The following is a 25413-nucleotide window of genomic DNA, read 5'->3' on the forward strand; positions in this document are numbered from 1 at the left end:
CAAAACGATCTGGGATGCGGACATGACCCTTCTATCCGTCAACAACATCGAAGTCATCTACGACCACGTGATCCTCGTGCTCAAGGGCGTGTCGCTCGAAGTGCCTGAGGGTCGCATCGTGGCGTTGCTGGGCGCCAATGGCGCGGGCAAGACCACCACGCTCAAGGCGATCTCGAATCTGCTGCATGCGGAGCGTGGCGATGTCACCAAGGGCTCGATCGAATATCGCGGGCAGCGCGTGGACCAGCTCACGCCAAACGATCTGGTCAAGCGCGGCGTGATCCAGGTCATGGAGGGGCGCCACTGCTTCGCGCACCTGACGATCGAGGAAAACCTGCTGACGGGCGCCTATACCCGCGGGCTGTCGCGCGGCCAGACACGCGATGAACTTGAGAAGATCTACGCGTACTTTCCGCGCCTGAAGACGCGCCGCAAATCGCAGGCAGGCTATACGTCCGGCGGCGAGCAGCAGATGTGCGCGATCGGGCGGGCCATGATGGCCAAGCCGGCGATGATCCTGCTCGACGAGCCGTCGATGGGCCTGGCGCCGCAGATCGTCGAGGAGATCTTCGAGATCGTGCGTGACCTGAATACCCGCGAGCGCGTCAGCTTTCTGCTGGCCGAGCAGAACACGATGGTGGCGCTGCGCCATGCCGACTACGGTTACATCCTCGAAAACGGCCGCGTGGTGATGGATGGCGATGCGGAATCGCTGCGCACCAACGAGGACGTCAAGGAGTTCTACCTGGGCGTGGCCGCCAACGATGCGGATGGTGCCGCGCGCAAGTCGTTCCGCGATGTGAAGAGCTACCGCCGCCGCAAGCGCTGGCTGGCGTGAACACAAGACAGACCATGGCTGCTGATCCTGTTGAATATTTCGATGCCCTCGAGACACGCAATCCGGCCGAGCGCGAGGCGGCGCTGTTTGCCGCCCTGGTGCGGCAGATTGCCCATGCGCAGTCGCACGCGGCTTACTTCGCGGAGATACTCTGCGACATCGACGCGCGCGACATCACGTCGCGTGCCGCGCTGGCGACGCTGCCGGTCACACGCAAGTCCGAAATGACCATGCAGCAGCGTATCGCGCCGCCGTTAGGCGGCCTGAACGCGACCCCGCTGCGCGATCTGCGGCATGTGTTCCAGTCGCCGGGCCCGATCCACGAGCCCGACGGTCATGGACCAGACTGGTGGCGCACGGCGCGCGCCATGTTCGCCGCCGGCTTCCGTGAGGGCGATCTGGTCTACAACACGTTCTCGTACCACTTCACGCCGGCCGGCATGATGATGGAGTCGGGTGCGCACCGGCTTGGATGCTGCGTGTTTCCGGCCGGCGTCGGGCAGACTGAGTCACAAGTGCAGGCGCTGGCCAACCTGCAGCCTTCCGCCTACGCGGGCACGCCGTCGTTCCTGAAGCTGCTGATCGAGCGGGGCGAGGAGATGGGCATGGCGTGCTCCAGCATTTCCAAGGCGCTGGTCAGTGGCGAGGCCTGTCCGCCCGCGCTGCGTGCCTGGCTGCAGGACCACGGCATCACCGCACGGCAGATGTATGGCACTGCCGATCTCGGCCTGATCGCCTATGAGACCGCAGGCGGCGATGGCTGGGTGGTCGACGAGGGCGTGCTGGTCGAGATCGTCGAGCCGGGCGGCACGGAGCCGATGCCGGAAGGCGAAGTCGGCGAGGTCGTGGTAACGGTACTTGGCAATAGCGATTACCCGTTGATCCGCTTTGGCACGGGCGACCTGTCGGCGATCGTGGCCGATTCATCGCATCGGGCAAGCCCGTGTGGCCGGACCAATATCCGGCTCAAGGGATGGCTCGGGCGCGCGGACCAGGCCACCAAGGTCAAGGGGATGTTCGTCCACCCGGGGCAGGTGGGCGATGTCGTTCGGCGTCATGCGGAGATTCGCGCGGCGCGGCTGATCGTGACAGGCACAGTTGGGGCCGATGTGATGACGCTCCATTGCGACGTCACGCGCGAAGACGAGGCGCTGGCGGCGGCCATCCGCGAATCCATGCGTGAAGTCCTGCGGCTGCGGGGCGAAGTCCGCTTCGTGCCGGCAGGATCGCTGCCGCAGGATGGCAAGGTGATCGAGGATGCGCGTAGTTACGACTGACTACGACTGACGTGTGCCGACCCGCGCGGCCGCCTGATCCGCACGCTGGATCATTCCGGCTGCGCGTTGCTGCTCCGCACATGGCCACCGCGAGGCCGCGTGGGCAGGCGCACCATCCACACGGTGGTCCCCAGCGCGATCGCGATCAGCGTGATCGACGCCACAGGCCGTTCGCGCATCAGCCATGCCGTGATGATCATCGAAGGCCACATCATCGACAACGCCAGGCATTTGGCCCGAAACGGGATGCTGCGGTGGGTCTGCCAGTCGTGCACGAGCGGACCGAAGCGGTGATGCGCGAGCAGCCAGCGATGAAAGCGCTCCGAGCCACGCGCAAAGCACGCGGCCGCCAGCAGGACGAATGGCGTGGTGGGGAGGACTGGCAGGAAGATGCCGATGACCCCGAGCGCGAGGCTCAGGGTGCCGCAAGTGACCCAGAACGCTCGAATGGCGCGTTCGCGGTGCGTTAGCGTGGTCTGGCGTTCGGGGTCGTCTGGTTGCAACTGGAGAAATGCGGCTAGCGCGCCAAGGGCGGAAACGCCCTTATGCTACCAGCCCCAGGCGGGCACGCGCGGCGTCGTACTCGCTCTTCATGCGTGCCACGATCTCACCGGCGGTGGGGATGTCTTCGATCTGGCCCACGCCCTGACCGGCGCCCCAGATGTCCTTCCATGCCTTGGCCTTCGAACTGCCGCTGGAGAAGTCCATCTTGCTCTTGTCGGCCACGGGCAGGTTCTCCGGATCGAGCCCCGAATTGACGATGCTCTCGCGGATGTAGTTGCCGTGCACACCCGTGAACAGGTTCGTGTAGATGATGTCCGACGCGGCCGAACTGGTGATCGACTGCTTGTACTCGAGCGCTGCGTGCGCCTCTTGCGATGCGATGAAGCGTGTGCCCACGTAGGCGAAATCCGCGCCCATGGCCTGCGCGGCCAGCACGGCTTCACCGGTGGCGATGGAGCCGGACAGCGCGATCGGGCCGTCGAAGAACTTGCGCACTTCGCCCACCAGCGCGAACGGCGATAGCGTGCCGGCATGGCCGCCTGCACCGGCCGCCACCAGGATCAGGCCGTCAACGCCGGCCTCGATCGCTTTTTCAGCGTGGCGAATGTTGATGACGTCGTGCAGCACGATGCCGCCGTAGCTGTGCACGGCGTCGATCATTTCCTTGGGCGGCGCGCGCAGCGACGTGATGAAGATCGGCACCTTGTGTTCGACGCAGACCTTCACGTCATGCTCGAGGCGCGCGTTGGAGGCGTGCACGATCTGGTTGACCGCGATCGGGCCCACCGGCTTGCCGGGATTCGCCGCCTTGAAGTTGGCCAGTTCCGCTTGGATCTGGGTCAGCCATTCATCGAGCAGTTCGGCGGGGCGCGCGTTTAGCGCGGGGAACGAGCCGACGATGCCGGCCTTGCACTGCGCCAGCACCAGTTCCGGATAGCTGACGATGAACATTGGCGACGCGATAACGGGCAGGGCCAGGTTTTGCAGCACTGGCGGAATAAGCTTGGCGGCAGGCATGAAGTCTCCTCACATCCGTGTTATGGAACGATCGTTCGATTATAGGGAGTTTCGGGTAGCGTGGCGCCGGGCTAGAGGGCGCAGTCTATGCGCTTGCCTTGGTGTCTGGAATCGGAATCCTGCCGATCGTCCCCTGGGCGGTCGGGGGGCGAAGACCTTGCCTGCTTGCTGAAGGCTACGACGAGGCGCGAGTTAGCGCAGAGCCAAAAAAAAGGCCCCGCTGGGTTAGCGGGGCGATTACCACGAAGACTGATAAGAAGAGACGGTCAGACACCTGCCAATGCCTTACCGTGAGACGAATCTTAGTAGCTGTTTGTGACCGCAAGAAGTCAGGCCGAGGACAATTCCGGAAAACCCTGAGTCTGGCCTTTCCTGGCGATTCTCGGCCCGTCCCTGATTCCGGTCAGATCTTCTCGAGCAGCAGACCCTTCAGATATTCGCCTTCCGGGAAGGCCGCCGACATCGGATGGTCCGTGCCGGCCGACAGGCGGCGCAGGATCCGCGCATCCGAGCGCGCATCGGTGGCCGCGCCCGCCACGATCTTCTGGAACAGCTCCATGCTGATCGCACCCGAGCACGAGTACGTGAACAGCAGGCCGCCCGGACGCAGCAACTGCATCCCGACCAGGTTGATTTCCTTGTAAGCGCGGGCAGCACGGTCGATATGCTGTGCCGACGGCGCGAACTTGGGAGGGTCCAGCACGATCAGGTCGAACTGACGGCCCTCGGCGCGGAATTCACGCAGCGTCTTGAAGACATCCGCGTCGAGCCACGTGGCGCGCGCCGGATCGAAACCGTTCAGAGTCACGTTGCTGGCCGCGATCTTGAGCGCCTCGCCCGACGAATCGATCGACGTCACCGACGTGGCGCCGCCACGCAGCGCCGCCAGCGAGAAGCCGCCGGTGTAGCAGAAGCAGTTCAGCACCTCGCGGCCCTCGGCGAGGTCGCCGACGAGCTTGCGGTTGTCGCGCTGGTCCACGTAGAAGCCGGTCTTGTGGCCGTTGCGCACGTCGACGTGGTAGCGCACGCCGTGCTCGGTCACCGACAGTTCCGGGTCGGGCTCGGCGCCGGCCAGCACGCCGGTCACCAGCGGCAGTCCTTCGCGCTGGCGCACCGCCGCGTCAGAACGTTCGTAGACGTTCGGGCAGCCGGTTTCCTTGATCAGCGCCTGCACCAGCGCGTCTTTCCATTGCTCCACGCCCGCGGCGTTGAACTGGCAGACGAGCTGGCCGCGTTCGCCCTGGCCGTAGTAGTCGACGATCAGACCCGGCAGGCGGTCGGATTCGCCGAAGATCAGGCGCACGGCGTTGGTGTCGCGCACCCATTGCTTGCGGTGTGCCAGGGCCGCCGACACGCGGCGCTTGAACATCGCGTGATCGACCGGCTCGTTCTCGTCGAACGTCCAGACACGCGCGCGGATCTGTGATTCGGGGCTGTACGCGCCGCGCGCCAGGAAGCGGCCGTCCGCGCTGCGGATGACCACGGTCGATCCCGGTTCGCAACGGCCTTCGGTAGCGGCGATGCCCGTGGCGTAGACCCACGGATGGCGCCGGAGCAGGGACTTTTCCTTGCCCGGCTTGAGGGTGATGACGTTCATGCGGTTACAGCACCACCTTGACCATCGGATGCCCGGTCAGCGCGCGATACAGCTCGTCGAGTTGCTCGCGGCTCGTGACCCACACGGTCACCGTCAGCCCCAGATAGTTGCCGTTGCGGGACGGACGCATCTCCATCTTGCCGGCGTGGAAGTTCGGGTCGAAGTCCTGGATCAGGGTCACGATCGCTTCGGCGAAGCCATCCTGCATCGCGCCCATGACCTTGATCGGGAAATCGCTCGGGTACTCGATCAGCGACTGTTCCGGCGGAATCTCCCCCGGAATCAGCGGACCGTTGTTCGAATCTGTAGACATCTCGAATCCTTGAACTCTTACTTGCGCTTGAACCAGAGGCGGATCGTATCCCACAGGCGGCCGAAGAAGCCGGCCTCCGGCACTTCCTCGAGCGCCACCACCGGGAATTCCGCCACCTTGTTGGCGCCGTCCATCAGCTTGACGGTGCCCACCTGCTGGCCGGCCGTGATCGGCGCGATCAGCAGTTCCTGGCGCTCCAGCACCGGCTTGAGGCGCGAGCCCGTGCCCTTGGGCACCGTGACGAACGTCTCGTTGGCCACGCCGATCTTGATCGTGCCGGTCTTGCCCTTGTAGATGTCGGGCGTGGCCAGCACCTGGCCCTTGTCGTACAGGCGCAGCGTGTCGAAGAACTGGAAGCCGTAGTTCAGGATCTTCAGGCTTTCCTGTGTGCGGATCTGCTCGGTGGCCGTGCCGATCACGATCGACACCAGTCGGCGCGAGCCGTTGGGCACATTGGCCAGCGGACGCTTTGCCGACGAAATCAGGCAGTAGCCCGCGGACTTCGTATGGCCGGTCTTCACGCCGTCCACGGTCGGGTCGATGTACAGCAGACGGTTGCGGTTCGGCTGCCTGATCTTGTTATAGGTGAACTCCTTCTGCGAGTACATCGAGTAGTACTCGGGAAAGTCCTTGATCAGGCGCGTGGTCAGGATCGCCAGGTCCACCGCCGTGGTGTAGTGGTTCGGATCGGGCACACCGTCGGTGTTCGTGAAGTGCGTGTTCTTCATGCCCATGCGCTGGGCTTCACGGTTCATCATCACGACGAAGCCTTCTTCCGAGCCGCCCACGGCTTCGGCCAGCGCCAGCGAGGCGTCGTTGCCCGACTGGACGATCAGGCCCAGCAGAAGGTCCTGCACGCTGACCGGCTTGCCGGCTTCGATGAACATGCGCGATTCATCGCTTTTCACCTTGCGGACGATGTCGGTCGGCGTGACGGTCTGATCCAGCGTCAGGCGTTTTTCCTTGAGCGCCTCGAAGGCCAGGTAAGCCGTCATCAGCTTGGTCAGCGACGCCGGCTCGATGCGCATATCTGCATTCTGTGACGCCAGCGCCTGGCCGCTCGTCACGTCGTACAGCATCCAGGACTTGGCGGCGACCTGTGGCACCGGCACGCCTTGCGCCATCACGGCTGCGGGCGCGGCGGCGAGCGTTGCCGCAACGATTACGGGAGCAATGGCGGATGCGACGTACGGCGTGACTCTGTTCAGCATGTGTAGGTTTCCAACAAGAAAGGATTGGCGCGGGCGGGGCGATTCACCGGTCCCACGCGTTGACGACGAGCTGCTTGATCAGGTGCAGCTTGCGATGAAAGAAATGGTCGGCGCCAGGAATGACGATGACCGGCAGGTCCTGCGGGCGTGCCCAGTCGAACACGCTGGCGAGCGGCACAGTGTCGTCCTGCTCGCCGTGGATCACGATTGTGTCGGCCGGCACGTTGGCCACGTCCCAGCGGCTCGTGGCGGTACCCACCACCACCAGGCGTTGCGCGGGCGTGCCCGCTTCGGCCAGACGGCGCGCCACGTGCGTCTGCACGAAGCTGCCGAACGAGAAACCGCCCAGTGCCAGCGGCAGCGTGGCCACGTCGGGCGACCACGCGGTCTGCGTGCGCATCCAGTCGATCACGGCGAGCAGATCGTCCTGCTCGCCAATGCCCTTGTCGTGCTCACCGGCCGTGCCGCCAACGCCACGGAAGTTGGGGCGCACCGTGGCGTACCCCAGCGCAACGAAGGTACGCGCCAGCGTCTGCGCCACCTTGTTGTCCTTGGTGCCCGCGAACAGCGGGTGCGGATGCGCGACGAGAGCCAGACCGCGCACGGGCGCGTTCTGCGGCAGATCGATGGAGATGTCGATGGCGCCGACAGGGCCGGCGAAGGTGGTGACCTGGGTATGCGCGTTCATGGTGGCAGGCGGCTCTCGCACAACGGGGCAACTACTGGGCAACTACTGGGTAACTACAGCGCAGCTACGGAACTACAACAGCGGCACAACAAAAAACCGGGCTGGACCCGGCATGGCTCGGCGGGTAACGCGTTTCAGCGATCGACCATCAGGCGCTGCACGGGCTTTCCGTTGATCAGATGGCTTTCGATGATTTCGTCGATGTCCTGCTCGTCGACGAAGGTGTACCAGACGGCCTCGGGGTAGACCACGAGCACCGGTCCAAGTTCACAGCGGTTCAGGCAGCCGGCCTTGTTGATGCGCACGCGGCCTTCGCCACCGGCGATACCAAGCTCCTTGCAGCGTTTCTTGGCGTATTCCTGCATGGCCTTCGCATTGTGATCGGCGCAGCAGGCAGAGCCATCGTCGCGCTGGTTCAGGCAGAAGAAGACGTGGTGTTGGTAGTAGCTGCTCATGACGGCTGACGTGGGGCGCGGTGTGGCGAGGCGTCGTGGCCTGCCATCGCCCGTAATTGGAAGCTCGGAATTATACGTGTTCACGGCCTCCGCTCCGCGTAACACGAGGTGCACGGAATTCCGGAATCCGGGCCCTGGCCGGGGCCGTCGGGCCGCTCTCCCGTCATGATGGACGCCAGAATGCGACGAAGGCTTCACAAATATCGAGGTTTGGGGCCATCTGGCCTTCCGAATCTCCGGAGCTGCGAATTCCGGATTTCCGGAATTCCAGAACCCGGTGCCACTGGATTTCTCCTCTTTTCTTTGAAATCAATGACTTGCGTCTGGGTGCCCAGGTGGCACGCCTGTTGCAAATAGTTACTTCCAGACGCGCCGCCGTTCAGGTCGAGGCGCGCAACGCGCCACGCCATCGAGCGCCGGGGCACCGGTCAAACACCGAGGACGACATCATGAGGAAACCCTTCTACAAGATCCTGTACGTGCAGGTCCTGTTCGCGATATTCGTGGGCATCCTGCTGGGCCACTACTGGCCCGACACCGGCGTGGCCATGAAGCCGCTCGGTGACGCCTTCATCAAGCTGATCAAGATGATCATTGGTCCGATCATCTTCTGTACCGTGGTGTCCGGCATTGCCGGCATGCGCGACATGAAGAAGGTGGGCCGCGTGGGTGGCAAGGCGCTGCTCTACTTCGAGATCGTGTCAACGTTCGCGCTGCTGCTCGGCCTGATCGCCACGCACGCGCTCAAACCGGGCGTGGGCTTCAACATCGATCCGGCCACGCTGGACACGAAGTCGATCGCGCAGTACGTGTCGAAGGCACACGGTCAGAGCACGGTCGAGTTCTTCATGCACATCATCCCGGACACGATCTTCAGCGCGTTCGCCAACGGCGACATCCTGCAGATCCTGATGGTCTCGATGTTCTTCGGTTCGGCGCTGGCCGTGGTGGGTGAGCGCGCGCGCATCATCCACGACATGGTGGACCAGGTGTCGAAGGTGTTCTTCCACATCGTGCACGTGATCACGAAGGTGGCCCCGATCGGTGCATTCGGCGCGATGGCGTTCACCATCGGCAAGTACGGCCTGGGCTCGCTGATTCCGCTGCTCAAGCTGATCGGCACGTTCTACCTCACGGCGATCGTGTTCGTGCTGGTGGTGCTGGGTACCGTGGCGCGCCTGACCGGTTTCTCGATCATCCGCTTTGTCGCGTATATCAAGGAAGAACTGCTGATCGTGCTCGGCACCAGCTCCTCCGAGGCTGCGCTGCCGCACCTGATGGAGAAGATGGAGAAGCTCGGCTGCTCGAAGTCGGTGGTGGGCCTGGTTGTGCCGACCGGTTACTCGTTCAACCTGGACGGCACCAACATCTACATGACGATGGCGGTGATCTTCATCGCGCAGGCCACCAACATCGAGCTGACGCTGATGCAGCAGCTCACGATCCTGGCCGTGGCGATGGTGACCTCGAAGGGCGCCAGCGGCGTGACCGGCTCGGGCTTCATCACGCTGGCAGCCACGCTGGCCGTGGTGCCGACGATTCCCGTGGCCGGCATGGTGCTGATCCTCGGTATCGACCGCTTCATGAGCGAATGCCGCGCGCTGACGAACATCGTTGGCAACGGCGTGGCCACGGTGGTGGTCTCGGCGTGGGAGCACGAGCTCGACCGCGCCCGCCTGACCCGCGTGCTGCGGGGCGAAGATGAGGCGAGCAGCCTCGCCGACGCCAGCGCCCGCTGACGTGACCCGGGCAGGGACCGGCGCCCCGCAGGAAGGGGACGCCGGCGCTGTCCCGGATGAACCTGCCGGCCATCCCCGCCAGCGGGTATCATCGGCGCGAGAGCTTCCGCGCGCGCCGATGCCCCATTCCGACGACTTCCTTGCCGTGCATGACCCTGCCGCGCCCGGCCCGGTGCACGCGCCGGAGTCGAGCACGCGCTGGTGGGGGTTTGCCGCCGCGCTGATGGTGGGGCTCCTGGCGCTGTGCTCGCTGACCTGGCTGTTTTCGGTCCAGCGCGGCATCGCCGCATTGCAGCAGTCCACGGCCATGCGTGCCGACCGTTATGCGGCCACGCTTGAATCGACGCTGGACCGCTACGAATTCCTTCCCGCGCTGGTATCGCTGCACCCTTCGGTGCGCGCGCTGCTGGCCAATCCTGAAGACCCGGCCCGTATTGCCGTGGCCAACAACTACCTGGCCGAGGTCAATACCCGGGCCCGCGCGTCGGCCACCTACGTCATCGCGGCCAGCGGGCTGGCACTGGCCGCCAGCAATCATGGCGAGCCGGGCAGCTTCGTCGGTACCGACTACCGTTTCCGCCCGTACTTCCAGATGGCATCGCGCGGTCAGATTGGCCGCTTCTACGCGATCGGCATCACCAGCGACGAGCCTGGCTACTACATCGCCCAGCCGATCGAGTCGGGCGGCAAGGTCATCGGCGTGACGGTGGTGAAGCTGAACCTCGAATGGTTCCAGCGCGCGGGCTCCGGTAGCACCGAGCCACTGATGGTGTCCGACGACCACGGCGTGATCTTCCTGTCGTCGGTGCCGGGCTGGCAGTACCGCACGCTTCGGCCCCTGCCGCCCACGCTTCAGGCCGAACTGCACAACACGCGTCAGTATCATGACGTCGATGTCACGCCGCTGCCGATCCAGCCGCTGGATTCCCCGGTCTCGCGCTGGCTGGCCAGCACCACGCTCAACGATGGCGAACGGCTGGTGAGAGTTGGCGCCGCGGGCAGCACGGGGGCCACGGCACGAGATGGCGATGACGGTCAAGGCGCGCACTTCGGTCTGTCCAGCGATGGCGCGGACCGCTACCTGGAAATCAATCGCGCCGTCGGGCCCGCCGGCTGGAACATGCAGGTGATGGCGCAACTGGACCCGGTGCTGGCCAGTGCGCGCACCGCGACGATTGGCGCGGCGCTGGCCTATGCGTGCATCTGCCTGCTGCTGGTGAACCTGCGCCAGCGCCGCCAGCGCGCGCGTGACATGCAATACAGCCGCCGGCTGCTGGAAGCGGCCTACGATCAACTGGAACGGCGCGTGGAGGCCCGTACGGCCGACCTGATGGCGATCAACGAGCAACTCGAAGCCGAAGTGACCGAGCGCGCGCGGACCGAAGGCGAACTGCGCGCGACGCAGGATGAACTGGTGCAGGCCAGCAAGCTGGCGGCGCTGGGGCAGATGGCAGCCGGCATCACCCATGAACTGAACCAGCCGCTGGCGGCCCTGCGCACGTTCTCGGACAACACGCGCGTGTTGCTGGAGCGCGGCCAGCTCGATGCAGCCACCGGCAATCTCTCCGCCATCGCTGATCTGACCGAGCGGATGGGCAAGATCACGGGCCAGCTCAAGCTGTTCGCGGGCAAGGCGCGTCAGCGCCGCAATGCCGTGCGCGTGCGCGCCGCCATCGACCATGTGCTGCAACTGATCGCGCCACGGCTGGGTCGGGTGATGCTACGGGTGCGGGGGCTCGATGGCGACGCTGCGGACCTGGCCGTATGGGCCGACGAACTCAAGCTCGAGCAGGTGCTGCTGAATCTCGTCGGCAATGCGCTCGATGCCATTGCAGCGGCCGGCGCCGAGGATGGCCGCGTCGATATCGCCGTCAGCGCGACAGACGAGACCGTGACGCTGGTCGTGCGCGACAATGGACCCGGCATCGCGCCGGACGCGCTGCCACGGCTGTTCGAGCCGTTCTTCACGACCAAGGAGATCGGTCAGGGGCTCGGCCTGGGGCTGGCGATTTCGTCGTCGATCGTGCGCGAGTTCGGCGGGCAACTGACGGCCGGCAATGTCGAGGGCGGCGGCGCGGAATTCGTCGTGACACTGCGACGCTCGCGCCAGACGGCCACGGCGTGAGGCGCATGAACGGCGTCAAGGATGACAGGTAAAGACATGATTGCGATGCAGGACGGATTGCGTGTGCTGTTCGTCGAGGACGAACCACTGGTGCGTCAGGCGACGGCGCAGAGCCTGGAACTGGCTGGCTTCTCGGTGCTGGCGCTGCCTTCGGCCGAAGCGGCGATGCCGCATCTTGGCGCGGATTTTCCCGGGGTGCTGGTTACCGATGTGCGCCTGTCCGGCGCGAGCGGGCTGGATCTGCTGCAGCACTGCCGCAATGCCGCGCCGGGCGTGCCGGTGATCCTGGTCACGGGGCACGGCGATATCACGATGGCGGTGCAGGCGATGCGCGAGGGCGCCTATGACTTCATCGAGAAGCCGTTCGGCGCGGATCGTCTGACCGAAACGGTGCGCCGTGCGCTCGAGCGCCGCGCGCTCGAGCTGGAGAACCACGCGCTGCGCCGCGAGCTGGCTGGCCCGGCTGCCGGCACGCGGATCATCGGCCGGTCGCCGGCGATCGCGCAGGTGCGCGACCTGATCGCCAATGTGGCGGCTACCGATGTGCCGGTGATGATCAACGGCGAGACCGGTACGGGCAAGGAACTCGTGGCGCGGAGCCTGCACGCGCTCTCCACGCGGCGTGACCAACCCTTCATCGCGCTGAACTGTGGTGCCGTGCCAGAGTCGATTTTCGAGAGCGAGATGTTCGGCCACGAGGCCGGCGCATTTACCGGCGCGGGCAAGCGGCGCGTGGGCAAGCTCGAACATGCGTCGGGTGGCACCCTGTTCCTCGACGAGATCGAGAGCATGCCGCTGGCCTTGCAGGTGAAGCTGCTGCGCGTGCTGCAGGAGGGCACGCTGGAGCGGCTCGGCTCGAATACGTCGATACCCATCGACGTGCGCATCATCGCGGCTTCGAAGGGCGACATGGAAGCACTGGTGGCGCAAGGTACGTTCCGGCAGGATCTGCTGTACCGGCTCAACGTGGTGACGATTCCGCTACCGCCGCTGCGCGAGCGGCGCGAGGACATCGTGCCGCTGTTCGAGCACTTCATGCTCGTTGCCGCCGTGCGCTATCAGCGGCCGGCGCCGATTCTGTCCGAGATGCAGCGCCAGCAACTGATGCAACGGCCCTGGCCCGGCAATGTGCGGGAACTGCGCAACGCGGCAGATCGACTGGTGCTGGGCGTGCCGGAAGGCGGGCACGCCGGCGGCAAGGCGGATCCCGTTGACGAATCGACGCCGCTGCGCGAGCGGATGGAGCGCTACGAGCGCGCCGTGATCGCCGATACGCTGGCCCGCACGGGCGGTGCGGTCAGCCAGGCAGCGGACCTGCTGCAAGTGGGCAAGGCGACGCTTTACGACAAGATCAAACGCTACGGACTGTAACGGCCGTACTCGGGGCAGGCGGGGGTCGGTACACTCTGGCCCGGCTCTCTTCCCCGGCTTCCTGTCCCGCGATATCCCGCGAGCGGAATAACGGCAGGGCAGAGGGCAAGCGCCTCCATTGCTACCGCCCCGACCCATGCCCCACGCCCATCCGGCCGACATCGACGGCCACCACCTGACCCCCGACACCGTCGCCGCCATCGCACGCGGCCAGCGCGCCGCCATCGTCCCGGAGCCCGTCCTCGGCAAGGTTGCCGATGCCCGCGCCCGCTTCGAGCAGGTGGCTGCGGCCAATGTGCCGATCTACGGCGTCTCCACGGGCTTTGGCGAACTGGTACACAACTGGGTCGACATCGAACATGGCCGTGCGCTGCAGGAGAACCTGTTGCGCAGCCATTGCGCGGGTGTGGGTCCGCTGTTTTCGCGCGACGAGGTCCGCGCGATGATGGTCGCGCGTGCCAATGCGTTGGCACGCGGATACTCGGCGGTGCGGCCGGCCGTTATCGAACAACTGCTGAAGTATCTGGAAGCCGGCATCACGCCAGCCGTGCCGCAGGTGGGTTCGCTCGGGGCCAGCGGTGATCTCGCGCCTCTGTCGCACGTCGCCATCACGCTGATCGGCGAAGGCAAGGTGCTGACCGAGGATGGCGGTACGGCACCCACGGCCGAAGTCCTGCGCGAGCGTGGCATCACGCCGCTCGCGCTGGCGTACAAGGAAGGGCTGGCGCTGATCAACGGGACATCGGCCATGACCGGGGTGTCGTGCCTGTTGCTGGAGACGCTGCGCGCGCAGGTCCAGCAGGCCGAGATCATCGCGGCGCTGGCGCTCGAAGGACTATCCGCCTCGGCCGATGCCTTCATGGCCCATGGGCACGACATCGCCAAACCGCATCCGGGACAGATCCGCTCGGCGGCGAACATGCGCGCGCTGCTGGCCGATTCGGCACGGCTCTCCGGACATGGCGAACTGTCCGCCGAGATGAAGACACGCGCGGGCGAGGCCAAGAACACCGGCACTGGCGTGTTCATCCAGAAGGCCTACACGCTGCGCTGCATTCCGCAGGTGCTTGGCGCGGTGCGCGATACGCTCGACCATTGCGCCACCGTGGTCGAGCGCGAACTGAATTCATCGAATGACAATCCGCTGTTCTTCGAAGACGGCGAGCTGTTCCACGGCGGCAACTTCCACGGCCAGCAGGTGGCATTCGCAATGGACTTCCTGGCCATCGCCGCCACGCAACTGGGCGTGGTGTCGGAGCGCCGCCTGAACCGCCTGCTGAGCCCGCATCTGAACAACAATCTGCCGGCGTTCCTGGCGGCGGCGAACGAGGGGTTGTCGTGCGGGTTTGCCGGGGCACAGTATCCGGCCACGGCGTTGATTGCCGAGAACCGCACGATCTGCAGCCCGGCGAGCATCCAGAGTGTGCCGTCGAACGGCGACAACCAGGATGTGGTCAGCATGGGGCTGATCGCTGCCCGCAATGCCCGCCGCATTCTCGACAATAACCAGTACATCCTCGCGCTGGAGTTGCTGGCGTCATGTCAGGCCGCCGAACTCGCGGGCGCGGTCGAGCAACTGGCGCCGGCAGGCCGCGCCGTGTTCGCGTTCGTGCGGGAGCGCGTGCCGTTCCTGTCGATCGATCGCTATATGACCGACGACATCGAGGCTATGGCGGCGCTGCTCCGTCAGGGCGCGCTGGTTGAGGTCGTGCGTGGCGCGGGCATCGAACTGGCCTGACGAACTCTGGCGGTAACTTTCGGTAACTAGCGGTTTCCTACTTCCACATGCCGCGCATTCGGCTGGCGAGGTCTACCTGCGGTAGCGAGGCCTTCGCCTGCTGGCCTTCCCCCGGCATCGGCGCGGGCGGCCACGAGCGGCTGTAGAAATTCGGCATCACGCGGTTCGGCAGGAAGCGCGTGCGCGATGCGTAGACGTGGCGATCGCCAAAGCCGACCTGGTTGTGCACGTAGAAGCGTTGTGGCACGACGATGTCGAGGTGGTCGCGCGCGCGCGTCATCGCCACGTACAGCAGGCGGCGCTCTTCCTCGATTTCCTCGGTGGTGCCGGTGGCAAGATCGGATGGCATGCAGCCATCGACCGCATTGAGCACGTACACGGCCTTCCACTCCTGCCCCTTGGCCGAATGGATCGTCGACAGAATCAGGTAGTCCTCGTCGCGCGAGGGCACGCCGGATTCGTCGCTCGACGCGCTGGGCGGGTCGAGCGTGAGTTCGGTGAGGAAGCGTTCCCGCGACGCATAGGTGGCCGCGATGCGCTCGATCTGCTGCAGGTCCGCCTGCCGCGCGGCGGCATCGTCGTGCATCCGTTCGAGGTGCGGCATGTACCAGGCGATCACCTGTTCGAATTCAGATGGCCAGGGCGAGGTCGGCGCCATCAGCGCACGCGCCAGCGTCACCAGTTCATCCCAGGCGGGCGCGGCGGCGGGGGGCGGCTCGAAGGCTTCGAGCGCGATCAACGGTTCGGTGGCGGCTTCCAGTCCTTCGAGCACGCGCGCGGCCGTTTTCGGGCCGATGCCGGGCAGCAACTGCAGCGTGCGGAATCCGGCCATGCGGTCGCGTGGATTTTCCAGCCAGCGCACCACGGCCATCACGTCCTTGACGTGCGTCGACTCCAGAAACTTCAGTCCGCCGAACTTCACGAACGGGATATTGCGCCGGGCCAACTCGATCTCGACCTGGGCGCTGTGGTCGGCCGCGCGGAACAGCACCGCCTGCTGCGTCAGCGACAAGCCAGCCTCGCGCCGCGCCAGTACCTGCTCGACGACGAAGCGCGCCTGCTCGGCCTCGTCGTTGACCACCACCACGCCGGGCTTCTCCGCCGATTCGCGCAGGGACCAGAGATCCTTGGTGAAGCGTTCGGCCGCAAGGCCAATCACGGCATTGGCGGCGCCGAGGATCGGCTGCGTCGAGCGATAGTTCTGCGACAGCGTGACCTGCTCGGCCGGCGGCGAGAACTGTGTCGGGAAATCGAGGATATTGCGCACGGTGGCGCCGCGGAATGCGTAGATCGACTGCGCGTCATCGCCCACCACGGTCAGGCCGCGCCCTTGCGGCTTGAGCGCCAGCAGGATCGACGCCTGCAACGCGTTGGTGTCCTGGTACTCGTCGACCAGCACGTGGTCGAAGCGCGCGCCCATGTCCTGCGCCAGTGCGGGCTCGGTCATCGCCTGCGCCCAGTAGAGCAGCAGGTCGTCGTAGTCGAGCACCTGCTGCTTCTGCTTGGCTTCCACGTAGGCGGCGAACAGGCCCTTGAGCGCGTCCGCCCACATCGCGTAGCGCGGGAACTGCGTCTTCAGCACAACCTCGAGCGGCAACTGCGTGTTGACCACGCGTGAATAGATCGCGAGGCAGGTTTCCTTGCGCGGAAAGCGTGAGGTCTGCTCGGATAGTCCGAGGTCATGGCGTACCACGTGCATCAGGTCGGCCGCATCGCCGCGGTCGCTGATGGTGAAGGTCGGAGCAAGCCCGAGCGTTTCGGCGTACTCGCGCAGCAGGCGGGCGCCGATGGCGTGGAACGTGCCTGACCACTGCAGCGCGGCGCGCCCCGCGCCGGTCTGGATGCCGAGTGCCTGGTCGACGATGCGCTCGACACGGCGGCCCATTTCGGAGGCGGCGCGGCGCGAGAACGTCAGCAGCAGGATGCGGCGCGGATCTGCGCCGTTCACGACCAGATGCGCCACCCGATGCGCGAGCGTGTTGGTCTTGCCAGAGCCCGCGCCGGCAATGATCAGCAGCGGCGCGTCACCGTCGTACTCCACCGCCGCGCGCTGTTCCGGATTCAGCCGGGAAAGATAGGCGGGGGCGTCGGTGACCTCGGTGTCGGGCGACTCGGCAGCGGCTTCAGGGGCAAGTTCCGGTAACACGTCAGGGCAGGCAGTCGGATGGATGCGATGAGAAAAATCTGGCGCTCACTGTATATCCATACAGCCCTGACAGGCAAGCCGGATGCCCGACGATGTGAGCCGGGCAATAAAAAAGGTGCCGCATGGGCACCTTTTCGTTGGGTTTGGCGTTGTTCAGGCCGCGTTGGCCAGTGCGCCGTCGAGCAGCTTGTGCAGGGCGTCCCACTCAGGCTCGCCCACGTAGCGCTTGAGAATCTTGCCGTTCTTGTCCACCACGAAGGTCGTCGGCGTGAGCTGGACGTTGCCGAAGGCCTTGGCCGCCGCGCCGTCGGCGTCCATCGCCACCTTGAATGGCAGTTCACGGGTCTTGGCGTAGTTCATCACGTACATCGGCGGGTCGTAGTTCATCGCCACCGCCACGAAGTCCAGCCCCTTGTCCTTGAACTGCTTGTAGGTGCTGACCATCTGAGGCATTTCCTTGACGCACGTGGCGCAGCTTGTGGCCCAGAAGTTGATCAGGTAGACCTTGCCCTTCAGGTCGCCAGTGCTGAGCTTTTCGCCCGAAAGTAGCGTGAAGGTGGCGTCGGGGACCGTATTCGCGGGCGTCATGGCGCGGTAGCCGAAGAAGCCGAGCAGCGCGACGATGACAACGGCTACAGCGATCGGCCAGCGCTTCTTGCTCGAAGGTGTGGCAGGGGTGGCGGAATTCGACATGGGGTTACGGTCCCGAGGGGAGGCCATCTACAGACAGCGGCTATTCTACTGCCGCTGTTAGCCGGCAGTGGCAAGCCGGATCAAATGCGCACTATCTGCGGCATTCCGCCGCATTTTCTGGTGATTGACTACTTGGACGCCGCCAGCCCTTCGGTGAGCTTGGCACGTGCCGTATCCACGGCTTGTTCGAGGTAAGCGCCGTAGAAGTCCGGCTGCAGGCCGCGCAGCGGGCTGGCCAGGTTGCGGCCGTTGCGATCCAGGAACAGGACGGTCGGGGCCACCGTGATGTTGTGGGCGCGTGCCCATTGTTTTGCGGTGGTCATGGTGCCGTCGGCGTCGCGCAGCGGCGTGTCGGCCGTCATGTCGAGCTCGCGCGCGGTGATCTCGCCGGCGGCTGCCTGTGGCGCCAGATAGTTGCGGCGGGCGGTCTCGCAATACGTGCAGCCGGGCAAGCTGACCAGCACGACCAGCGGCCCGCCCTGTTTCGCGGCGTCGGCGGATTGGGCGGCGATGTCGGTGACGGGCGGCAGATGGCTTGCCGCCATCGACACGGCCGGGCCCACCAGCAGCAACAGCGCGGCGAGACCATGCAGAACGGTGCGAAGCAGGGGCGAGCGGGGCGTCATGCTGGGGCGTCGGTGGGTATTCGTGAGAACTTGGTGAAGACGTCGCCGCATTTGATTTCGTGCGCATCTGGTGCGAACGTGCGCGGCTTCCCGGATAATACCGGCTTGCGCCAGATTGCGCCGACATCCCCCATGCGCCGCCCCAGCCCCCGACCTGCCCCTCGCGTTCCCCTGCTGATTGCCATCGTGCTGCTGGCCCTGGCCGGCTGCTCGCCGCGCTATGACTGGCGCACCATCGTCTCGAACGAAGGGCAGTATGCGGCGCTATATCCGGACAAGCCGACCAGCGCCGCGCGCGATGTGGCGATCGCCGGGCGCCAGTTGCCGATGCGCATGGAGGCAGCCCGGATCGACAACACGTTGTTCGCCGTCGGCGTGGTTTCCCTTCCCGCCGACGATGCGGGGCTACGGCGTGAGGCGCTGGCGTCGATGCAGGCCGGACTGGTAGGCAACCTTGGTGCGCATCCCGACAGCCCCGCGCGCTCGCGTCCGGTCACGGTCATGTCGGCGGGGCAGCCCCCCGTCGCGCTGGACGGCGTGGAGGTGACCGTCGCTGGCATATCGCCCCAGGACAAATCACCGCGCCGACTGACCGCGCGGCTGGTGGCGTCCGGCTCGCGTGTCTATCAGGCAGTGGTGCTCGAGGCCGGCGATGCGGCGAAGGATGCGCGCCAGGCCGAGCAGGTCGAGCAGTTCCTCACCGGTTTTCACCCGTTCTAAATCCGTTCCAAGTCTTTCAGGTAGTCAATCAAGGAGTTCGTCATGCGTTGGGAAGTCTGGCTGGCCTATTTTGCCGCGTGCTGGGTGATCGCTGTCTCGCCCGGTTCGGGCGCCGTGCTGTCGATGAGCCACGGCCTGTCATACGGCCTGAAGAAGACGTCGACGACGATTCTGGGCCTGCAGACCGGCCTGGTGATCATCCTGCTGATCGCAGGCGGTGGACTTGGCGCACTGCTGCTGGCGTCCGAAGAAGCATTCCTGGTGGTCAAGACGATTGGCGCGATGTATCTGATCTACCTGGGTATCCAGCAGTGGCGTGCCAAGGTTGAGACGAACCCGCAGAACAGCGAGGACAAGACGGTGCGCGTGACCATCATGAGCCGGCGCCGGCGCTTCGCCACGGGGCTGCTGACGAACGTCACCAACCCCAAGGGCATCATCTTCATGGTGGCCGTGCTGCCGCAGTTCATCGACCCGACGCATGCGCTCGGGCTGCAACTGGCTATCCTGGCGGCGACGATGTGCTTTGTGGACCTGATCGTGATGCACGGCTATGCGCTACTGGCGTCGCGCATGCAGGGCCTGTTCCGCAACGCGCGTGCCGTGCGCTGGCAAAACCGCTTCTTCGGCAGCGTGCTGGTGGCCGTGGGCACCGCGCTGTTCTTTGTCCGGCGTCATCACGCCTGAGCGTTGATGGCGAGGGCGGGTGGCGCGCAGTCGACAGGTTTGCTTCAATAGGGAGTGATCAGGAATCTATGGAGAACCCCGATGCCTGCCGTCGCCCACCTGCAAACCACGTATCGCGCCCATCGGGAGCCTCCACCGGGTGAGCCGACGCCGCCCGGCTTCCCCGCCGACCAGCCGCCGATCGAGGAACCGCCACCGCCACCGGTGGAGCCACCGGTTTGAGTGGAAGCTGAAAATGACGAGGCCCGCGTTTGCGGGCCTCGTCATTTTTTCTTAGGCGGTTCGCAGCACGCGCCGGTACTGAATCGCCTCGGCCACGTGGCCGGCTGTCAGAACCTCCGCGCCATCCAGGTCCGCGATCGTTCTGGCTACCTTGAGCACCCGGAAGTACGCGCGCGCCGACCATCCCAGCTTCTGCATCGCGTCGCGCAGCAGCGTTCGGGCCTCGTTGTCGAGTGGGCAGTGTGTCTCGATCGCGCGACCAGCTAGTTCGCTGTTCGGCGTGCCCTGTCGTGTCAATTGACGTTCGCGTGCGACGACGGCGCGGGCGCGCACGGTCTGGCTCGGCTCGCCTGGCTGTCCATCGAACATTTCCTGCTGGCTCTGGGCGGGCACTTCGATCTGCAGGTCCACGCGATCGAGCAGCGGGCCCGACAGGCGTGACTGGTAGCGCTGCACCTGATCCGGCGTGCAGCGGCACATGCGGGTGGGGTGTCCGAGGTAGCCGCAAGGGCAGGGATTCATCGCCGCCACGAACTGGAAGCGCGCCGGGAAATCGGCCTGCCCGGCGGCACGCGAGATCGTGATGCGGCCGGTTTCGAGCGGCTCGCGCAGGACTTCGAGCACGCGCCGTTCAAACTCGGGCAGTTCGTCGAGAAAGAGCACGCCGTGATGCGCCAGCGATATTTCTCCGGGGCGTGGCGAGGCGCCCCCGCCGACCAGGGCAGGCGCGCTGGCCGTATGGTGCGGGCTGCGGAACGGGCGATGGCCCCAGCGGGACGGGTGGAAGCCGCCCGAGGTCAGGCTCTGCACGGCCGCTGCCTCGAGCGCTTCGGCCTCGGTCATCGGCGGCAGCAGGGCAGGGAAGCGCTGGGCCAGCATCGATTTGCCGGTGCCGGGCGGGCCGACCAGCAGTACGGAGTGCTGACCCGCGGCGGCGATCTCCATGGCGCGTCGGGCTTGTGCCTGGCCGCGAACGTCGCGCATATCGGGGCCATCGGCGGATGCCTCAACCCGGGCTGGCGGCCGGGCGCGCGGCAGCGGCCGCTCGGGAAGCAGGCCGATGTGATGGCAGACGTCGCGCAGTGTCGCGCCGGCATGGACGATCACGGCTTCGACCAGGGCCGCTTCCGCGCCATTCTCGCTGGCGACGACGAAGGCGCGCGGCGGGCGATCCTCTGCTACGCGTCGGGCGTTGTCGCGGGCCAGTCCCATTGCCATCGCGAGCGCGCCGCGTACCGGGCGCAGATCTCCCGCCAGCGAAAGCTCGCCGGCGAACTCGAAGGCGTCGAGCGTATCGGCCTGCAACTGCCCGCTGGCCGCCAGGATGCCCAGCGCAATCGCCAGGTCGAAACGACCGGACTCCTTGGGCAGATCGGCGGGCGCCAGGTTGACCGTGATGCGCCGGTTGGGAAATTCGAACTCGCTGTTGAGCAGTGCCGCGCGCACGCGCTCGCGGCTCTCGCGGACTTCGGTATCGGCCAGCCCGACGATATTGAAGGCGGGCAACCCGTTCGCGAGGTGGATTTCGACGGAGACGGGCGGTGCCTCGATTCCAGTCAGGGCGCGGCTGCGCAGGACGGCTAGGCTCATATCTTTGCGGAAGTGTTAACGAAAAAGGCCACCGGGATCCGGTGGCCTTTCTGGCATTGAACGGGGTGCCGTGGACGCGGCGTCATGCTCCGCCGGTTGGCGTGCCGCCAACGCGGCGCTCGAGTTCTGCCACGCGGGCCTCAAGTTCCTCCAGTCGGGCGCGGGTGCGGGCCAGCACCTGCGACTGGACGTCGAATTCCTCGCGCGTGACCAGGTCAAGGCGCGCGAAGCCCTGCGTCATCATGCTGCGCACGTTTTTTTCGATGTCCTTGGCCGGCGAGTTGCGCAGCGCTTCGCTGACCTTGCTCTGCAGGTCGTTGAAGAGATCGGTCGGTTTCATGGTGGAACTCCTGTGGTGACCAATTTCGAATGATTCGGGTCAGGCCGGCGTGCGCATGGCGGGCGGCTGCGCCCCATTCACCATGTCTGCACCGTGGTGGGGCGTCGCATCGCGGCGCTCGGCGGGCATCCCTGTCGCGCAGATGCACTGCTCTGGGGCGTAGCGCCCCGGTGGGTGTCTGACACGCCGTGCCATGCCAGCCGTCGGGTGCTCGTACGCCAAGCACGCGGCACTTGACCTTGCATGACGCGGATTATGGCGCTTCGGCGGCCGCCATGAAAGCTCCGGCAACGCCAGCGCACATTTTTTAGCGGTTTTTCGATCCTTCGGGCGGCAAATACATGTCGCCCGGTATTGTCGTCAAAGTGGTTCGGACACCGCTTGTCGACGTTTTCTGACTGGGCAATCAACGCTGTCGCAGGGCGATGGCCATGAGCTGGCACGGGTGTTGCAGTACAGCAACCGGGAGCGTCCACACCATAACGCTGTGCACAAACAGCAGCCTCTCACCCTCGAGCCAGCGAAGAACCTAAAGGAAAAGGAGAAAAACCGATGAAGAAGTCGAGCCTCGCAGTCAGCGCCGCTGCGGCCCTGTTCAGCCTTGCCACCTCCGTTGCGTTCGCACAGAGCGCGCCGGAGGCGGCAGCGCCGGCAGCCGCACCCGCCGCCGAGCCGGCATCGCCCCACACGATCACGGCCAACGTGTCGCTGGTCTCTGACTACCGCTATCGCGGTCTCAGCCAGACCAACCGCCGTCCGGCCATCCAGGGCGGGTTCGACTATGCCCATGAGAGCGGCTTCTACATCGGCAACTGGAACTCCACCATCAGCTGGATCTCGGACGCCGACAAGAGCGTGTCGGCGCCGGTCGAGATGGACTTCTATGGTGGTTTCAAGAACACGTTCAAGATGAGCGACCTGGAGTTCAACTATGACGTCGGCGTGCTGCAGTACTTCTACCCGGGCGGCTACTCCAACCCGCGCCCGTACACCACCGAACTGTACGCGGGCATCGGCTATGGCCCGGTGTTCCTGAAGTACTCGCAGGCCGTGACCAACCTGTTCGGGATCGCCAACAGCCAGTACAGCAGCTACATCGACCTCGCCTTCAACTATCCGCTGAACGTGTGGGACCTGACGCTGAACGCGCACCTTGGCTACCAGAACGTCCAGCACAACAGCGCCGCTTCCTATCTGGACTGGAAGGTCGGCCTGACGAAGGACCTGGGCAAGGGCTTCGCGCTGGCGGTGGCCTACATCGGCACCAATGCGAAGGAGTCGTTCTACACGAACAGCTATAACCACAACGTGGGCAACAACACCGCGTGGGTCTCGCTTTCCAAGACTTTCTAATTGCGCGTCAGTCAGGGTGGGCCGAAGCTGGCCCGTCCAGAGGAGATAACCGATGAAACTCATCATTGCAGTCATCAAGCCGTTCAAGCTCGACGAGGTGCGCGAGGCGCTCTCCGATGTGGGCGTGTCCGGGATCACCGTGACCGAGGTCAAGGGCTTCGGCCGGCAGAAAGGCCACACGGAGCTGTATCGCGGCGCCGAATACATCGTCGACTTCCTTCCCAAGGTGAAGATCGAGGTGGCGGTGCCCGACGAAGTGGTGGAGCGAGCCATCGAGGCCGTGGAGAAGTCGGCCCGCACCGGCAAGATCGGCGACGGCAAGATCTTCGTCGCACCCATAGAACAAGTCATTCGCATCCGCACCGGCGAGACCGGCGGCGATGCACTGTGACACGAGACACCCCCGGAAAGAGGTTAAGCAAATGAAAACCTGGTTCAAGCGAATCCTGACGGCCGGCGCGATGACGCTGGCGCTCGGCACGGCCGGTCTCGGCCTCTCCACCCACGCCGTGGCGCAGGACAAGCCCGCCGCGGAAGCATCGGCCGCGACGGCGTCCGCAACCCCCGCAGCCGCCGTTGCAGCACCGGCTGCGGCCACGCCTGCCGCGGCGCCCGCCGAAGCTGCCGCCGCGCCGGCTGCCCCGGTGCCCAACAAGGGCGACACGGCCTGGCTGCTGGTCTCCACCACATTCGTGATCCTGATGACGCTGCCGGGCCTGGCGCTGTTCTACGGTGGCCTGGTCCGCTCGAAGAACATGCTGTCGGTGCTGATGCAGTGCCTGATGATCTTCTCGGTGATCTCGATCCTGTGGGCCATCTACGGCTATAGCTTCGCGTTCACGGAGGGCAACGCCTTCTTCGGTGGCACGGACCGTCTGTTCATGAAGGGCCTGACGGTCGATGCCGTGGCCGCCACGTTCAGCAAGGGCGTGGTGGTGCCGGAACTGGGCTACTTCGCGTTCCAGTGCGCGTTCGCGGCGATCACTTGCAGCCTGATCATCGGCGCCTTCGCCGAGCGCGCCAAGTTCTCAGCGGTGCTGGTCTTCGTGGTCCTCTGGTTCACGTTCGCCTACATCCCGATGGCCCACATGGTCTGGTTCTGGCCCGGCCCGGATGCGTACACCGACGCCGCCGCAGGCACCGCCGCCACCGCCAAGGCCGGCTGGCTGTTCCAGAAGGGCGCGCTCGATTTCGCGGGCGGCACGGTGGTGCACATCAACGCGGCCGTGGCCGGTCTGGTGGGCGCGTTCATGTTCGGCAAGCGCATCGGCTTCGGTCGTGAAGCGATCCGCCCGCACAGCCTGACCTTCACGATGGTGGGCGCCTCGCTGCTGTGGTTCGGCTGGTTCGGCTTCAACGCCGGTTCGGCCCTGGAAGCCAACGGCAGCGCCGCGCTGGCCTTCGTCAACACGCTGTTGGCCACGGCCGCCGCGGTGGTTTCCTGGACCTTCGGCGAGTGGATCGGCAAGGGCAAGCCGTCGATGCTCGGTGGCGCCTCGGGGGCTGTCGCCGGCCTGGTGGCGATTACCCCGGCCGCCGGCTTCGTTGGCCCGATGGGCTCGATCGCGATGGGCCTGATCGCCGGCCTGCTGTGCCTGTGGGGCGTGACCGGTCTGAAGCGCCTGCTGGGCATGGACGATTCGCTGGACGTGTTCGGTGTGCACGGCGTGGGCGGTATTCTCGGCGCGCTGCTGACCGGTGTGTTCGCCGCGCCGAGCCTGGGCGGTACGGGCATCTATGACTACGTTGCCAACAAGGTGGCCGACGACTACTCGATCGCCGGTCAGGTCTGGATCCAGTTCGAAGGTGTGCTGACCACGATCGTCTGGTCCGGCGTGGTCGCGCTGGTGGCCTACAAGCTGATCGATATGCTGATTGGCCTGCGCGTGCCGGAAGAGGAAGAGCGCGAAGGTCTGGATATCACCTCGCACGGTGAAACCGCGTATGAGGTCTGATATCTGCCAAGGTGTTGTGCTGGAGAGCTGATTGGGAATCTTCTCTCAGGAGTTTCGCCCCGGCCATGTGCCGGGGCTTTTTTATTCTCGGGCTCGCCCCTCAAACGGGTGTCAGTATTCGCAGGGTGCTTAAATCGGATCTTAAAAAGTCTCAATTGTCTTTAATGCCTGCGGGGCATAGAGTGCCAGTGAGGCAGTTTCCTCCACC

At 65.5% G+C, this 25413-nt stretch carries 24 protein-coding genes; 12 read left to right on the forward strand and 12 right to left on the reverse strand.

The annotated features are described in order from the left end of the window. Positions 1-22 precede the first annotated feature (22 nt). Together RMET_RS01115 and RMET_RS01120 are read left to right on the forward strand one after the other, a co-directional pair. Positions 23-838 (forward strand): ABC transporter ATP-binding protein, encoded by an 816-nt coding sequence (locus tag RMET_RS01115; RefSeq protein ID WP_008641776.1) that lies wholly within the window; start codon positions 23-25, stop codon positions 836-838. Positions 839-852: 14 nt separating this feature from the next. Continuing rightward, positions 853-2115: a phenylacetate--CoA ligase family protein gene (locus RMET_RS01120; RefSeq protein ID WP_011515124.1), complete on the forward strand. Its 1263-nt coding sequence runs from the start codon at positions 853-855 to the stop codon at positions 2113-2115. Positions 2116-2165: 50 nt separating this feature from the next. Here RMET_RS01120 and RMET_RS01125 read toward each other — a convergent pair whose 3' ends face one another. The 7 genes from RMET_RS01125 to RMET_RS01155 all read right to left on the reverse strand — a co-directional run bounded on the left by RMET_RS01125 (position 2166) and on the right by RMET_RS01155 (position 7900). After that, positions 2166-2618: a YbaN family protein gene (locus RMET_RS01125; RefSeq protein ID WP_011515125.1), complete on the reverse strand. Its 453-nt coding sequence runs from the start codon at positions 2616-2618 to the stop codon at positions 2166-2168. 40 nt (positions 2619-2658) lie between these two features. Then, on the reverse strand, positions 2659-3636 hold the full coding sequence (locus tag RMET_RS01130) for an NAD(P)H-dependent flavin oxidoreductase (protein ID WP_008641770.1): 978 nt from the start codon (positions 3634-3636) through the stop codon (positions 2659-2661). Positions 3637-4039: 403 nt separating this feature from the next. Beyond that, positions 4040-5233, reverse strand: coding sequence for a class I SAM-dependent rRNA methyltransferase (locus RMET_RS01135; RefSeq protein ID WP_008641768.1), 1194 nt, complete (start codon positions 5231-5233; stop codon positions 4040-4042). 4 nt (positions 5234-5237) lie between these two features. Then, the gene (locus RMET_RS01140) at positions 5238-5546 is read right to left on the reverse strand and encodes a YbeD family protein (protein ID WP_008641766.1); all 309 of its coding nucleotides are present in this window, start codon (positions 5544-5546) and stop codon (positions 5238-5240) included. A gap of 17 nt (positions 5547-5563) precedes the next feature. Next, positions 5564-6757 carry a D-alanyl-D-alanine carboxypeptidase family protein gene (locus tag RMET_RS01145; RefSeq protein ID WP_008641765.1) on the reverse strand — a complete coding sequence of 398 codons (1194 nt, stop codon included), beginning with the start codon at positions 6755-6757 and terminating at the stop codon, positions 5564-5566. 43 nt (positions 6758-6800) lie between these two features. Beyond that, on the reverse strand, positions 6801-7445 hold the full coding sequence (locus RMET_RS01150) for an alpha/beta hydrolase (protein WP_011515126.1): 645 nt from the start codon (positions 7443-7445) through the stop codon (positions 6801-6803). Between the two features lie 134 nt (positions 7446-7579). Continuing rightward, positions 7580-7900, reverse strand: a complete 321-nt coding sequence (locus RMET_RS01155; protein ID WP_008641760.1) for a (2Fe-2S) ferredoxin domain-containing protein — start codon at positions 7898-7900, stop codon at positions 7580-7582. 449 nt (positions 7901-8349) lie between these two features. Here RMET_RS01155 and RMET_RS01160 point away from each other — a divergent pair, with 449 nt between their 5' ends. From RMET_RS01160 to cmdF, 4 genes are all read left to right on the forward strand, one after another. Then, on the forward strand, positions 8350-9639 hold the full coding sequence (locus RMET_RS01160; protein ID WP_011515128.1) for a dicarboxylate/amino acid:cation symporter: 1290 nt from the start codon (positions 8350-8352) through the stop codon (positions 9637-9639). Between the two features lie 118 nt (positions 9640-9757). Beyond that, positions 9758-11764: a sensor histidine kinase gene (locus RMET_RS01165; protein ID WP_011515129.1), complete on the forward strand. Its 2007-nt coding sequence runs from the start codon at positions 9758-9760 to the stop codon at positions 11762-11764. A gap of 45 nt (positions 11765-11809) precedes the next feature. After that, complete coding sequence (locus RMET_RS01170; RefSeq protein WP_008652608.1) at positions 11810-13135, forward strand: sigma-54-dependent transcriptional regulator; 1326 nt, start codon at positions 11810-11812, stop codon at positions 13133-13135. Between the two features lie 136 nt (positions 13136-13271). After that, the gene (gene cmdF / locus RMET_RS01175; RefSeq protein WP_011515131.1) at positions 13272-14873 is read left to right on the forward strand and encodes a tyrosine 2,3-aminomutase; all 1602 of its coding nucleotides are present in this window, start codon (positions 13272-13274) and stop codon (positions 14871-14873) included. A gap of 37 nt (positions 14874-14910) precedes the next feature. Here cmdF and RMET_RS01180 read toward each other — a convergent pair whose 3' ends face one another. From RMET_RS01180 to RMET_RS01190, 3 genes are all read right to left on the reverse strand, one after another. Next, positions 14911-17019, reverse strand: a complete 2109-nt coding sequence (locus RMET_RS01180) for an ATP-dependent helicase (protein WP_011515132.1) — start codon at positions 17017-17019, stop codon at positions 14911-14913. A 153-nt stretch (positions 17020-17172) separates the two neighbouring features. Then, positions 17173-17712: a TlpA disulfide reductase family protein gene (locus RMET_RS01185; RefSeq protein WP_008652614.1), complete on the reverse strand. Its 540-nt coding sequence runs from the start codon at positions 17710-17712 to the stop codon at positions 17173-17175. A 128-nt stretch (positions 17713-17840) separates the two neighbouring features. Further along, the gene (locus tag RMET_RS01190; RefSeq protein WP_011515133.1) at positions 17841-18338 is read right to left on the reverse strand and encodes a SoxW family protein; all 498 of its coding nucleotides are present in this window, start codon (positions 18336-18338) and stop codon (positions 17841-17843) included. 132 nt (positions 18339-18470) lie between these two features. Between RMET_RS01190 and RMET_RS01195 the strand changes: the two genes are divergently transcribed. From RMET_RS01195 to RMET_RS33475, 3 genes are all read left to right on the forward strand, one after another. After that, positions 18471-19058, forward strand: coding sequence for a hypothetical protein (locus RMET_RS01195; RefSeq protein ID WP_029306767.1), 588 nt, complete (start codon positions 18471-18473; stop codon positions 19056-19058). A gap of 42 nt (positions 19059-19100) precedes the next feature. Then, positions 19101-19745 carry a LysE family transporter gene (locus tag RMET_RS01200; protein WP_011515135.1) on the forward strand — a complete coding sequence of 215 codons (645 nt, stop codon included), beginning with the start codon at positions 19101-19103 and terminating at the stop codon, positions 19743-19745. 81 nt (positions 19746-19826) lie between these two features. Next, positions 19827-19967, forward strand: coding sequence for a hypothetical protein (locus RMET_RS33475; RefSeq protein WP_155877842.1), 141 nt, complete (start codon positions 19827-19829; stop codon positions 19965-19967). A gap of 51 nt (positions 19968-20018) precedes the next feature. Here the strand turns inward: RMET_RS33475 and RMET_RS01205 are convergent, their stop codons facing one another. Continuing rightward, positions 20019-21557 carry a YifB family Mg chelatase-like AAA ATPase gene (locus tag RMET_RS01205; protein WP_011515136.1) on the reverse strand — a complete coding sequence of 513 codons (1539 nt, stop codon included), beginning with the start codon at positions 21555-21557 and terminating at the stop codon, positions 20019-20021. Positions 21558-21639: 82 nt separating this feature from the next. Continuing rightward, the gene (locus RMET_RS01210; protein ID WP_008652257.1) at positions 21640-21897 is read right to left on the reverse strand and encodes an accessory factor UbiK family protein; all 258 of its coding nucleotides are present in this window, start codon (positions 21895-21897) and stop codon (positions 21640-21642) included. 552 nt (positions 21898-22449) lie between these two features. Here RMET_RS01210 and RMET_RS01215 point away from each other — a divergent pair. From RMET_RS01215 to RMET_RS01225, 3 genes are read left to right on the forward strand one after another with little or no spacing between them, the layout of a single operon-like run. After that, entirely contained in the window at positions 22450-23250 is an 801-nt protein-coding gene (locus tag RMET_RS01215) for a TorF family putative porin (protein ID WP_011515137.1), read from the forward strand. A gap of 52 nt (positions 23251-23302) precedes the next feature. Further along, positions 23303-23641 (forward strand): P-II family nitrogen regulator, encoded by a 339-nt coding sequence (locus tag RMET_RS01220; protein WP_008652254.1) that lies wholly within the window; start codon positions 23303-23305, stop codon positions 23639-23641. Positions 23642-23672: 31 nt separating this feature from the next. Beyond that, positions 23673-25205, forward strand: coding sequence for an ammonium transporter (locus RMET_RS01225; RefSeq protein WP_011515138.1), 1533 nt, complete (start codon positions 23673-23675; stop codon positions 25203-25205). The last annotated feature ends 208 nt before the right edge of the window (positions 25206-25413 follow it).

The sequence above is a fragment of the Cupriavidus metallidurans CH34 genome (assembly GCF_000196015.1).
GTDB classification, from domain to species: Bacteria; Pseudomonadota; Gammaproteobacteria; order Burkholderiales; family Burkholderiaceae; genus Cupriavidus; species Cupriavidus metallidurans.

Coding starts and splice junctions, on each gene's coding strand:
- RMET_RS01165 (WP_011515129.1), top strand. CDS start 9,758: ATGCCCCATTCCGACGACTTCCTTGCCGTGCATGACCCTGCCGCGCCC.
- cmdF (WP_011515131.1), top strand. CDS start 13,272: ATGCCCCACGCCCATCCGGCCGACATCGACGGCCACCACCTGACCCCC.
- RMET_RS01135 (WP_008641768.1), bottom strand. CDS start 5,233: ATGAACGTCATCACCCTCAAGCCGGGCAAGGAAAAGTCCCTGCTCCGG.
- RMET_RS01185 (WP_008652614.1), bottom strand. CDS start 17,712: ATGTCGAATTCCGCCACCCCTGCCACACCTTCGAGCAAGAAGCGCTGG.
- RMET_RS01160 (WP_011515128.1), top strand. CDS start 8,350: ATGAGGAAACCCTTCTACAAGATCCTGTACGTGCAGGTCCTGTTCGCG.
- RMET_RS01200 (WP_011515135.1), top strand. CDS start 19,101: ATGCGTTGGGAAGTCTGGCTGGCCTATTTTGCCGCGTGCTGGGTGATC.
- RMET_RS01150 (WP_011515126.1), bottom strand. CDS start 7,445: ATGAACGCGCATACCCAGGTCACCACCTTCGCCGGCCCTGTCGGCGCC.
- RMET_RS33475 (WP_155877842.1), top strand. CDS start 19,827: ATGCCTGCCGTCGCCCACCTGCAAACCACGTATCGCGCCCATCGGGAG.
- RMET_RS01115 (WP_008641776.1), top strand. CDS start 23: ATGACCCTTCTATCCGTCAACAACATCGAAGTCATCTACGACCACGTG.
- RMET_RS01205 (WP_011515136.1), bottom strand. CDS start 21,557: ATGAGCCTAGCCGTCCTGCGCAGCCGCGCCCTGACTGGAATCGAGGCA.
- RMET_RS01210 (WP_008652257.1), bottom strand. CDS start 21,897: ATGAAACCGACCGATCTCTTCAACGACCTGCAGAGCAAGGTCAGCGAA.
- RMET_RS01120 (WP_011515124.1), top strand. CDS start 853: ATGGCTGCTGATCCTGTTGAATATTTCGATGCCCTCGAGACACGCAAT.
- RMET_RS01225 (WP_011515138.1), top strand. CDS start 23,673: ATGAAAACCTGGTTCAAGCGAATCCTGACGGCCGGCGCGATGACGCTG.
- RMET_RS01130 (WP_008641770.1), bottom strand. CDS start 3,636: ATGCCTGCCGCCAAGCTTATTCCGCCAGTGCTGCAAAACCTGGCCCTG.
- RMET_RS01170 (WP_008652608.1), top strand. CDS start 11,810: ATGCAGGACGGATTGCGTGTGCTGTTCGTCGAGGACGAACCACTGGTG.
- RMET_RS01155 (WP_008641760.1), bottom strand. CDS start 7,900: ATGAGCAGCTACTACCAACACCACGTCTTCTTCTGCCTGAACCAGCGC.
- RMET_RS01215 (WP_011515137.1), top strand. CDS start 22,450: ATGAAGAAGTCGAGCCTCGCAGTCAGCGCCGCTGCGGCCCTGTTCAGC.
- RMET_RS01145 (WP_008641765.1), bottom strand. CDS start 6,757: ATGCTGAACAGAGTCACGCCGTACGTCGCATCCGCCATTGCTCCCGTA.
- RMET_RS01190 (WP_011515133.1), bottom strand. CDS start 18,338: ATGACGCCCCGCTCGCCCCTGCTTCGCACCGTTCTGCATGGTCTCGCC.
- RMET_RS01195 (WP_029306767.1), top strand. CDS start 18,471: ATGCGCCGCCCCAGCCCCCGACCTGCCCCTCGCGTTCCCCTGCTGATT.
- RMET_RS01140 (WP_008641766.1), bottom strand. CDS start 5,546: ATGTCTACAGATTCGAACAACGGTCCGCTGATTCCGGGGGAGATTCCG.
- RMET_RS01220 (WP_008652254.1), top strand. CDS start 23,303: ATGAAACTCATCATTGCAGTCATCAAGCCGTTCAAGCTCGACGAGGTG.